We start from the raw sequence: 8,920 nt of genomic DNA, 5'->3' as shown, positions 1-8,920 counted from the left end.
CCAGAACGATGTGCCGTGGCATTACATCGACCCCGGAAAGCCGCAGCAGAACGCCTACATCGAGTCTTTCAACGGCAGCCTGCGCGACGAGCTGCTGAACGAGGAGATATTTGACACCCTGGACGATGCCCGCCGGAAGCTGGCCCTTTGGCGCTACGACTACAACACCATCAGGCCGCACTCGTCACTCGGAAACCGGACGCCGCTGCAAGCGCGCCGAGCGCTTGAGCAAATCGACGGCTCCGCGCCCGGCGCGCTTGCCCAAACCGAAACCGAAGACTATCAAACCCAAACCCGCAGACTCTCGTTATGAATGAGGGACCAGCGGGGGGCAGGTCACATCGTCGACTCATCATTCAACAACTCGATACTGGTACTATCGGGCGACAAGTTCCTTGCCCTCGTATTTGAAGTAATGCCGGACGCATCTCGTGCTGAGATTGAAGAAGAGCTGAAGAGGCACAAGTCTGCCCTCGGTGCATCCGATGAAAAATCTCTCTTTCGTCTATTCATCGAACAAGCGGTCAGAGGAGCCGGCGGCGAAGTCGGCAAGAAAGCTGTACGGTTTGGCGTTGTTGCACTTACTGGTGGAACATCTGAACTTCCCGGGTTGGTCAAATGGTTCATGGACAAGATTGGACCGGATAGCGCAGGCGATTGAAATGTTCGAGTACAATGTTCCTAGTTCATTGTACTGAACTTAGCGGGTAACCCAGAAGGTGTAGGGTCTCATAATAGGCAAGTTTTCACGGCCCCGTTTGATTCCCGGTTCGCTTATGTGGGTTCCGGGGGTACGCACCGGGGTGCAGGCGATTTTCCAAAATTGCTCAAGTTATTGATCAGCCGGTGATCTTATCGCTTGTCCGACTCCGCCCCCGGCACCACTACAACTTCCGCGATAGTCCGTGACTGCCCGATGTGTTTGGCACACTTGCCTGTTCGGCTCGAAACACGGGCAAGGTCCCACGCGGTCGGCGTGACCCCGGCCGTATCCATCCTGACAGGCGGAAGGCACTCACACCCGTTCGCGGGCCGCGCGGGCGTGGCCCTGAGCACGGGCAGAGCGAGCGCCTCAAAGGGGCGAGCCTCCCGCCGCGCCGTCCACTTCGAGGCTGAGACCAGCGCCGCAGGCAACGGGGCCTCCCCGCGCTGCTCCCCGCATTTCAGCGGGCGCGGATCTCGACGGTGAAGCTGCGCCGGGCGCCCAGAGGTGGGCGGGGAAACGGAGCTGCGGCACGAACGAGGCGGATCGCCGCGCGGTCGAGCTCGGCCGAGCCTGAGCTGCGCGCCAGGGCGATGCCGGTCAGCCGCCCGTCAGTGCCGACGGTGAATGCAACGATGGCGGCGCCCTGAGCGCGCACCCGCGGCTTGCCCATGCGCGCCAGCCGACCGAAGACCTGGCCCGGGTAATTCGAGACCGCGGCGTTGCCGACCTCCCCCCGCGCCGCGCCCGCGCCCGACCGCGTGACGCCGGCCTCGGCCTGCCCTGTTGCGGCTCCGGCGCGCATGTCTCGCCTGGCGCTGCCCCTCGGGGCGGCCGCGACGGAGGTTCCGGGGGAGGTTTCGGGCCGGCTGCGCGTGGCCGTCTCGCGGGCAGCGCGCGGCACACCGTCCCGCGCGGCTGGCCGCTGCGGAGGCCGGGGCGCGGCTGCGGGCGATGGCGCCTGTTCTTGCGCCGTCTGTGGTGCGGTGCCCTGCACCCGATCGGCCACGACCGTTCGGGCAGGCTGCGCCTTCGGCGCGGCGGCTGTCGTGTCGGTAGGCGTTTCCTGCCGTGCCTGTGCCGCTGGTGTCAATTCCCGGCGCGCCGGCGTTGCGGTGACAGGCAGTGCGGCGACTGCCGGTGAGGGAATGACGGCGGTTTTCGCCGCCGGGGGCGCTTGAGCCGGAACCGGCACGGCCCTTGGTGCGGGCTGCCCGGCCGCGAGCAGCTCCGCCGCTGGCGAGGTTGGCGCCGTGCTCAGGCGCCCGCCCTCCATCGCGCGCGTGGCCGATGCCGGGGCAGCCTGCGCCGGTCGCGCCTCGGTGCGCGCGGGCTTCACCGTCTCGGCCTCGAGCGGCTGAACGGTGCCCGCGGCCAGATCGGCAAAACCGTCTCCCAGCCGCAGCTCCGCGGTGCCGCCGGCCGCCTCGATCATCACGGCGCCGCGCGGCATCATGGCAACTGCGCCGAGCGCATGCACGGCCAGCGCGGCAGCGAACGCCGTGATCCGGGCAAGCGGCGAGGAAGGGATCATGGCGCCGTCGTCCCGCTGACGATCACCACGGTTCCGGCTCCGGCGCGTGTCAACTCCCGGGCAATCGCGACCAGCCGCAAGGCAGGCAGCTCGCGGTCGGGCATCAGGCGCACGCGCTGTCGCTCGATCTCCGGAAGGGCGGCGAGGTGAGCCGCGGCCGAAGCGACCGGCCGGCCGCGGTGGCTGAGCCGACCGTCCGCATGGACGACGAGCACATCGCCGGGCGGCGCATTTTCGGCTCCCTCCACGCGGACGAGGCGCAGATCGGGCTCGACCGGCGCGGCGATCTGACCGGCGACGAGAAAGAACACGAGCATCAGGAAGACAATGTTGATGAGCGCCACTGTCGGCTCGCGTTCGGCCCGGCGCGGCTGGCGTCTCATGCCCCCTCCAGCACCGTGACGGTGATGCCCTCGATGCCGCGCAGCAGAACCAAGAGCTCGGCCAGCCTTTGCGACGTGACCCCGGGCGCCGGCGCGACGAGCACGTCGAGACGGCCATCCTCAGCCCTCAGGGCCGCGATTCGGGCCGGAAGCTCACCCGGTGCGATCATCTCGGGACCAAGGCGCAACGTCTCGGGGCCAAGCGCCAGGAAGGCGCGCACAGGCTGCGATGCACCGCCCGAAGCGGCACCGGCCGCGGCAAGCTCGATCTCGGCAAAGCGCGAGAAGGTCGATGTGAGCATGAAGAACATCAGCAGAAGGAAGACCACGTCGATGAGCGACGTCATCGACAGCCGCCGCCGCACCTTTCGCCTAGGCATGGGCCCTGCGCCGACCCGCCAGCGAATCCGGGGTGCTGGCAGCGCCTGCCATGTTTCCGGCCGAGGGCGCCAGCACCGTGTGCAATGCGCGCATGGCGGTCACGCGCTCGGCATCCATCCGCGCGTCGAACCAGCTCAGGGCAAGACTCGTCGGCATGGCCACCCCCAAGCCGACGGCGGTGGTCAGAAGGGCGACCCAGATGCCTCCGGCCAGCACCGACGGATCGACCCGGGCTCCAGCTTCCTGAAGCGCCTGGAAGGCCGAGATCATGCCGAGAACCGTACCGAACAGTCCGAGAAGCGGGGCCAGCTGCGCAATCGAATCGAGCAGACGCAAGCCGCTCTCGAGGCGCGCAAACCGCGCTTCGGCCTCGGCCTCGAGCCTTTCCGCGTCGCCCCGCCCGCCCGACGCGGCTTCCATCGCCATGGCGATGACCGGCGCGAGATAGCTGCGCGAGCGCTCGAGGGCCGCGCGCGCGCCAGCCCGGTCTCCTGCATCCCACAGCGCCACCGCGCGCGTCAGTTCACGGTGCCGGCCCACTCCCGCCGCGGCATGCTGCCAGAGCTTGTAAAGAGACACCGCCAAGACCAGCACCGACAGCGCCACCAGCAGCAGAACCACGGGCCCGCCCAACTCGACGATGCGCCGCAGGCCATCAAGGACGTGTTCTATCATTTCAGCATCTCGACGCCTTGCACGCGGCTCGTTGGCCATAGCGCCGCCATGCAGTCGCCGGCGCCGACCCCCTTGCCCGCGCAGCTTTCCGCACCGTTGATGAGCACCGCCCCTAGCCGCGCGCAGTCGAGGCCGGGCAGGGCGAACTGCCGCACCTGCATGCGCTCGGCGGGCAGCGCGCCGAAATCAAGGAGCGTGAGACGTTCGACACGCCCGCCGGAGTCGAACAGGACCGCTTCGAACACCGCGCCTTCAAGATCGCTGCCGAGAGCGTTGCGGATCACGAAGGTGATCCGGCAGGCCTCATCGGTCTGGTCGATGGTGTTGAGTTCAAGCGCGATCTGCCGAGCGGAGTCCGACGCGGCCGCTGCGGCCTGAGGCGCTTCGGCGTGGGCCGGGCCAGGGCCCGAGGCCGCCAGGGCAAGGCCGATGCCTGCCGCGGCCATGTCGCGCAATGAGGCCATGTGGTGGTCTCCTGTCTGTCATGGATGGATGCCGCGCCCGGCAGCCGCCCGGCCTGTTTCTACTTGGTCAGGATCAGCTTGCCGGCACGGGTGATACGCAGCGTGTAGATCTGCCCATCGAGGGTAATCAAAGCCTTCACCCCGTTGGTCACCAGCGCGCGAGCGTCATAAATCGCCGTCCCGTCCGAAGGCTCGACCGCGACGGGCTTCGGCAGGTCTGACATCACGCCCATTGCTTCATCTCCACATGCAGACTCCCGGCGTGACCGGCCATTGTCTTGACCGGCACATGCGCCAACGCATCGGGCTTGCGGAAAAGCGGTCGCGCAGCTTCGACGGCCGTTGCCATGGTCGAACTCCTGTTGGCGAAGTCCGGGCTGCCGCGACGGTGGCTGGGACCTTTCTGGACACTTCCTGCACAGTTGGCAGAGCCGCTTTGATGAGGAGGAAAAGCCTCTGCCGAAGAGGGGTCTACAAAAGCCAAGTAAATTTGTCAACTAATCTCTGGCGGCACGGCATTGCGCTTTCGGCCATGCGGCACGAAGCGGCAGGGCCGGCGGACAGTGCCCGCCGGCCTCGGGTGAGGGCCAAGGGTTCAGAATGCCTTGGTCAGCGAAACCTTGAAGGTCCGGCCGGGGGATTTCCGGCTCGGTGAGGCGAGGTGGCCCACATGGTCGACATTCAGAAGGTTCTCGACGCCAAAGCGCACCTCGGTATCGTCAAGCCAGCGCTGACCACGCGGGCGCCATGTGGCACGCAGGTTGTGCAGCGTCACGTCGGGCAGCACCGCGCCGCTTGAATCCATCCGGTCGGTGGCATGCACGATTTCCCAGCTCAGGTCGAGACGTTCGCCCCATTTGCGGCCCAGGGTCATCTGCACGCGGTCTGCGGGGCTGTTGCGCCAGGTGCGGCTGGTGCCATCGGGGTTGAACTCGGTTCCCTGCCCCACATGCCCGCCGAGATCGAGGTAGAAGCCGTTGGCAAGCCCATAGGACGCTTCCAGTTCGAAACCGCGCGAGGAGACATGATCGAGGTTGGTCGAGGTCGAACCGCTCACGGTATAGCTCGTGATGTCCCACAGCTCGGTATCGTAGTAGTTTGCGCGGATCGTGAAGCTGTCACCGGCCGCGAAAACGCTGCTGCCTGTGAATTCCATCCCCAACTCGAGGGTGCGCGACTTCTCCGAGGTGTTCATGCGCCGCAGCGCCGTTGCGCTCGTGCCGAGATCGTCGATGATGGGCAGCCCCTCGGTATAGGCGGCCGAGCCGAACACCGACAAGCCGTTGCCGAAGTCATAGGCGAGTGCGAGACCGCCCATGAGCGCGTCCTTCTCGAACACGTCCGGGGCGCCGGCGAGCGGCACGGCGCTTTCGATTCGCGACGATTCGTAACGCAGCGCCGGGGTCACCGTGACCCGGCCGATGCTCATCTCGTCGATGACGAAAAGCGCGTAACGGTCGTTGGTGCCGCCCGGCGCGCCGGCCGCGCCGTTTTCGGAGCGCACCCGACGCTGCGCCTCGAAGCCGGCCAGAACGTCATGCCCGATCACGCCGGTGTCGAACAGCGCCCGGTTGGAAACCGTCAGCTTCGTCGTCTCATAGCGGTGATCGGCGTCCGCGAGGGCCCTGACAGAGCCGAAGAAAGGGCTGCTCTCCAGCGGTGACGATCCCGCCACGTATTGCTGGTCGATCTGCTGGTCGCTGTAAGAGAGATTTGCGCGCAAGTCGATCAGTTCGCTCGCGGGATCGAAGCGGTATTCGAGAACCGTTTGCCGTGTGTCGGTGCGCCGATCGACATTGCCGAATGAACCGCCCGTGGTGCCGAACTGGTCATAGGGCACGTCCCTGTCGTCCGCGACAGTGTTCGAGTGGCTCAACATGAGCGAATGCGCATCCTCCGGGCCAAAGGTGAACCGGCCCTTGGCAAGATAGGACGGGGTCTGGAAGGAGCTGTTGCCGATCACCGAACCGTCGCCCGCCTTCAGCTCACCCTGATCGCGATAGGTGTAGTTCAGCAGAAACTCGGTGCCCCGTGCCGGCATCCAGGCGAGGTTGGTCGAGCTGACCCAGCCCGCGCCATTGCTGCTGTACTCGAATGTTTGCGAGCCGCCAACGCCGGTTTCTCCATGCGTGAAATCCGACGCGTCGCGCGTCTCCAGCTTCACCACGCCACCGACGATGCCCGAACCATAAGCAAAGCTGCCGATGGTGCCCCGGATGACCTCGACCCGCCGATAGAGCAGCGGATCGGTGAACAGCTGCGTGCCGATCCGGTAAAGCTCTTCCGACCCGACCGAGGCGCCGTCGATCTGCACGGCGATCTTCTGGTCCGTTCCATAGGTGGTATTCGCCCCGAAGCCGCGGATGTTGATGCCCGAGCCCTGCGGGGTGGTGCCGTTGACCAATGTCACGCCAGGCACCGAGTCGATCAGCTGAGCCACGGTGCTGGCCTGACGGTCCTCGATCTCCTCTTCGTCGACCACGGTGCGCGAGAGCGCCGTGCCAAAGCTCAGGTCACGCTTGCCGGCGGTCAGGATCAGCGTGCCGAGGAAACCGGGATCGGCCTCCTGCGCGAGGCCGGGCGCGGCAAGCGACAGGAGGACAAGCGCGGTCGTGCCGCGCAGGAGGGAGTTGTGCATGGGGCCATCCTTCGATGTTCACTGGCCGTGGCTTGCGAAGGCTGGCGCGGCGATTTCCGATTGCTCCGCGAAAAGATCGCGTCGGGTTGCACCTTTAACCTTACCATACTAAAACAGTCAACAATTCGAGACAGCCACGTACCGCACCGGCGCGGGCGAAGCCATCGGATCACCTTTAGCTCCGAGGATGCCCATGAACCCGCGCACCGTACCCCTGCCCTCCGAAATCCGCGCCTACCGGGAAAAGCATCCCGAAATGCGCGCCCGCGATGCCGCCGACTCGCTTGGCATCGCCGAGGCGCAGCTTGTCGCGGCCGGTGTCGGCCACGGCACCACCCGAATCGCTGCCCACCCCGACAGGATCATCCCGGCGGTCGAGCGTCTGGGCGAGGTGATGGCCCTGACCCGCGTGGACGCCTGCGTGCATGAAAAGGTCGGCGCCTACGGCAATTATCGCCCCGGCGAACATGCGGCGATGACGCTGACCGAGAACATCGACCTGCGCATCTTTCCCACGCATTGGGTGCATGCCTTTGCGATAGAGACCGAAACCGCGCAGGGACCGCGCCGGTCGCTGCAAATTTTCGACGCGGCGGGCGACGCGGTGCACAAGATTCACCTGCGTGATGGGTCCGATCACGCCGCATGGCGGGATATCGTTGACGAACTGGCGCTGCCCGAGCAGTCCGACCGGCTGGATGCAAGCCCGCGTCCGCCCGCCGAGGGAGCCATCTCACGCCCCGACAAGGCCGACATCCTGCGCGCCGAATGGGCGAAGCTCACCGATACGCACCAGTTCCTGCGGCTGTGCGCGAAGCTGAGGATGAACCGCCTCGGCGCCTATCGCATTGCCGGCGAGCCGCTTGCGCGCCCGCTTGATCCGCATTGCGTGGACGGGATGCTCACCGCCGTGCGCGATGCGGGCATCGAGGTGATGATCTTCGTCGGCAATCGCGGCTGCATCCAGATCCATACTGGCCCCGTGCGCAATCTGCGCCCGATGGGCCCGTGGCAGAACATCATGGATCCCGGCTTCAACCTGCATCTGCGACGCGACAAGGTGGCCGAGCTGTGGGCGGTGACCAAGCCCACCAGGCGTGGCCCGGCCGTGTCGGTCGAAGCGTTCGATGCGCAGGGCGGGCTGATCTTCCAGATCTTCGGCGTCGGCAAGGAGGGGCGCGACTCGCGGCCCGCATGGGGCCGGATCGTCAGCGCGCTGCCGTCGGTCGAGGGGGTGCCAGCGTGACCGTCACACGTCGGAACTTTACCGCCCTCGCCACCGCGCTTGCCTTTGGCGCCCCCTTTTGCGCCCTGTCGCGCGCGGTCCGCGCCAAGGACAATGCCAGCCCCGATGCCGCGCGAGACGTGCTGTCGCTTGGTGGGTCGGTCACCGAGATCGTCGTCGCACTGGGCCAGCAGCACCGGCTGCGCGCCCGCGACACGACCTCGACCTATCCGCCCGAGATCCAGAGCCTGCCGGACGTGGGCTATCTGCGCGCGCTGTCGCCCGAGGGCGTGCTTTCGGTCGGGGCATCGCTGATCCTTGCCGAGGCGGACGCCGGCCCGCCGGAGGCGATCGAGGTGATCCGCGCCGCCGATCTGCGATTCGTCGAGGTGCCCGAGGCCACCAGCGCCGCCGGCATCCTTCGCAAGATCGAGGTAGTCGGAGAGGCGCTTGGCGTTCCCGACCGCGCCAGGGCCCTTGCCGCCGAGGTCGCAGGCGCGCTTGCGGCCGCTCTGGCCGATGCCGAACGGCCCGACGGCACGAAGAAGCGCGTCATGTTCGTGCTCTCGACCCAGGGCGGCAAGATCACCGCCTCGGGCACCGGCACCGCGGCCGATGCCATCATCCGCATGGCCGGCGGGGTGAACGCGATCACCGGGTTCGAGGGCTACAAACAGATCACCGACGAGGCCGTGGGCCTGGCCGCCCCCGATGTCATCCTGATGATGGATCGCGGCGGCGGTGCGGCGGTGGCCGATGACGCGCTCTTCTCCATGCCCGCGATCCGCCTGACGCCGGCCGGCCAGACCCGGTCCGTCGTGCGGATGGACGGGCTCCTGATGCTGGGCTTCGGCCCGCGCACGGCTCAGGCGGTACGCCAGCTGAATGCCGCGCTCTATGGCACGGAGGGCTGACCC

General features: G+C 66.9%; 12 protein-coding genes. 4 read left to right on the top strand and 8 right to left on the bottom strand.

Features of this window, described 5'->3' with window-relative positions; all coding sequences use genetic code 11:
* Both BLQ14_RS10950 and BLQ14_RS15285 read left to right on the top strand, forming a co-directional pair.
* Positions 1-313 (top strand): integrase core domain-containing protein (locus tag BLQ14_RS10950; RefSeq protein WP_143004485.1); only part of this gene is annotated, 313 nt, incomplete at its 5' end.
* Positions 314-661 (top strand): hypothetical protein, encoded by a 348-nt coding sequence (locus tag BLQ14_RS15285; protein ID WP_143004484.1) that lies wholly within the window; start codon positions 314-316, stop codon positions 659-661.
* Between the two features lie 502 nt (positions 662-1,163).
* Here the strand turns inward: BLQ14_RS15285 and BLQ14_RS10945 are convergent.
* The 8 genes from BLQ14_RS10945 to BLQ14_RS10915 all read right to left on the bottom strand — a co-directional run bounded on the left by BLQ14_RS10945 (position 1,164) and on the right by BLQ14_RS10915 (position 6,778).
* A complete protein-coding gene (locus tag BLQ14_RS10945) occupies positions 1,164-2,237 on the bottom strand; it encodes a TonB family protein (RefSeq protein WP_092500590.1) in 1,074 nt (357 codons plus the stop codon).
* Positions 2,234-2,620, bottom strand: coding sequence for an ExbD/TolR family protein (locus BLQ14_RS10940; RefSeq protein WP_092500589.1), 387 nt, complete (start codon positions 2,618-2,620; stop codon positions 2,234-2,236). The genes BLQ14_RS10945 and BLQ14_RS10940 overlap by 4 nt, the downstream gene beginning before the upstream one ends.
* The gene (locus tag BLQ14_RS10935) at positions 2,617-3,000 is read right to left on the bottom strand and encodes an ExbD/TolR family protein (RefSeq protein WP_245657074.1); all 384 of its coding nucleotides are present in this window, start codon (positions 2,998-3,000) and stop codon (positions 2,617-2,619) included. Before BLQ14_RS10935 ends, BLQ14_RS10940 begins: the two co-directional genes overlap by 4 nt.
* Positions 2,993-3,676, bottom strand: coding sequence for a MotA/TolQ/ExbB proton channel family protein (locus tag BLQ14_RS10930; protein ID WP_092500587.1), 684 nt, complete (start codon positions 3,674-3,676; stop codon positions 2,993-2,995). The genes BLQ14_RS10935 and BLQ14_RS10930 overlap by 8 nt, the downstream gene beginning before the upstream one ends.
* Positions 3,673-4,122, bottom strand: a complete 450-nt coding sequence (locus BLQ14_RS10925) for a hypothetical protein (RefSeq protein ID WP_211295358.1) — start codon at positions 4,120-4,122, stop codon at positions 3,673-3,675. The genes BLQ14_RS10930 and BLQ14_RS10925 overlap by 4 nt, the downstream gene beginning before the upstream one ends.
* A gap of 77 nt (positions 4,123-4,199) precedes the next feature.
* Positions 4,200-4,364, bottom strand: a complete 165-nt coding sequence (locus tag BLQ14_RS10920; protein WP_176759543.1) for a hemin uptake protein HemP — start codon at positions 4,362-4,364, stop codon at positions 4,200-4,202.
* Positions 4,364-4,489 (bottom strand): hypothetical protein, encoded by a 126-nt coding sequence (locus BLQ14_RS15625; protein ID WP_281220850.1) that lies wholly within the window; start codon positions 4,487-4,489, stop codon positions 4,364-4,366. The genes BLQ14_RS10920 and BLQ14_RS15625 overlap by 1 nt, the downstream gene beginning before the upstream one ends.
* Positions 4,490-4,735: 246 nt before the next feature.
* The gene (locus tag BLQ14_RS10915) at positions 4,736-6,778 is read right to left on the bottom strand and encodes a TonB-dependent receptor domain-containing protein (protein ID WP_092500585.1); all 2,043 of its coding nucleotides are present in this window, start codon (positions 6,776-6,778) and stop codon (positions 4,736-4,738) included.
* A 193-nt stretch (positions 6,779-6,971) separates the two neighbouring features.
* On the opposite strand from BLQ14_RS10915, the gene BLQ14_RS10910 reads away from it, so the two are divergent.
* Entirely contained in the window at positions 6,972-8,024 is a 1,053-nt protein-coding gene (locus tag BLQ14_RS10910; RefSeq protein ID WP_092500584.1) for a hemin-degrading factor, read from the top strand.
* Complete coding sequence (locus tag BLQ14_RS10905; protein WP_425412101.1) at positions 8,021-8,917, top strand: heme/hemin ABC transporter substrate-binding protein; 897 nt, start codon at positions 8,021-8,023, stop codon at positions 8,915-8,917. The genes BLQ14_RS10910 and BLQ14_RS10905 overlap by 4 nt, the downstream gene beginning before the upstream one ends.
* Positions 8,918-8,920 lie beyond the last annotated feature (3 nt).

It is taken from the genome of Meinhardsimonia xiamenensis (genome assembly GCF_900102905.1).
Lineage (GTDB): Bacteria > Pseudomonadota > Alphaproteobacteria > Rhodobacterales > Rhodobacteraceae > Meinhardsimonia > Meinhardsimonia xiamenensis.
The sequence above is the reverse complement of the archived record's forward strand: the minus strand, read 5'-3'. Positions and strand labels throughout refer to the sequence as shown.

Excerpts from the sequence above, each read along its gene's own strand:
- BLQ14_RS15285 (WP_143004484.1), top strand. The coding sequence starts at position 314 with ATGAGGGACCAGCGGGGGGCAGGTCACATCGTCGACTCATCATTCAAC.
- BLQ14_RS10915 (WP_092500585.1), bottom strand. The coding sequence starts at position 6,778 with ATGCACAACTCCCTCCTGCGCGGCACGACCGCGCTTGTCCTCCTGTCG.
- BLQ14_RS10925 (WP_211295358.1), bottom strand. The coding sequence starts at position 4,122 with ATGGCCGCGGCAGGCATCGGCCTTGCCCTGGCGGCCTCGGGCCCTGGC.
- BLQ14_RS10940 (WP_092500589.1), bottom strand. The coding sequence starts at position 2,620 with ATGAGACGCCAGCCGCGCCGGGCCGAACGCGAGCCGACAGTGGCGCTC.
- BLQ14_RS10930 (WP_092500587.1), bottom strand. The coding sequence starts at position 3,676 with ATGATAGAACACGTCCTTGATGGCCTGCGGCGCATCGTCGAGTTGGGC.
- BLQ14_RS15625 (WP_281220850.1), bottom strand. The coding sequence starts at position 4,489 with ATGGCAACGGCCGTCGAAGCTGCGCGACCGCTTTTCCGCAAGCCCGAT.
- BLQ14_RS10945 (WP_092500590.1), bottom strand. The coding sequence starts at position 2,237 with ATGATCCCTTCCTCGCCGCTTGCCCGGATCACGGCGTTCGCTGCCGCG.
- BLQ14_RS10935 (WP_245657074.1), bottom strand. The coding sequence starts at position 3,000 with ATGCCTAGGCGAAAGGTGCGGCGGCGGCTGTCGATGACGTCGCTCATC.
- BLQ14_RS10910 (WP_092500584.1), top strand. The coding sequence starts at position 6,972 with ATGAACCCGCGCACCGTACCCCTGCCCTCCGAAATCCGCGCCTACCGG.
- BLQ14_RS10920 (WP_176759543.1), bottom strand. The coding sequence starts at position 4,364 with ATGTCAGACCTGCCGAAGCCCGTCGCGGTCGAGCCTTCGGACGGGACG.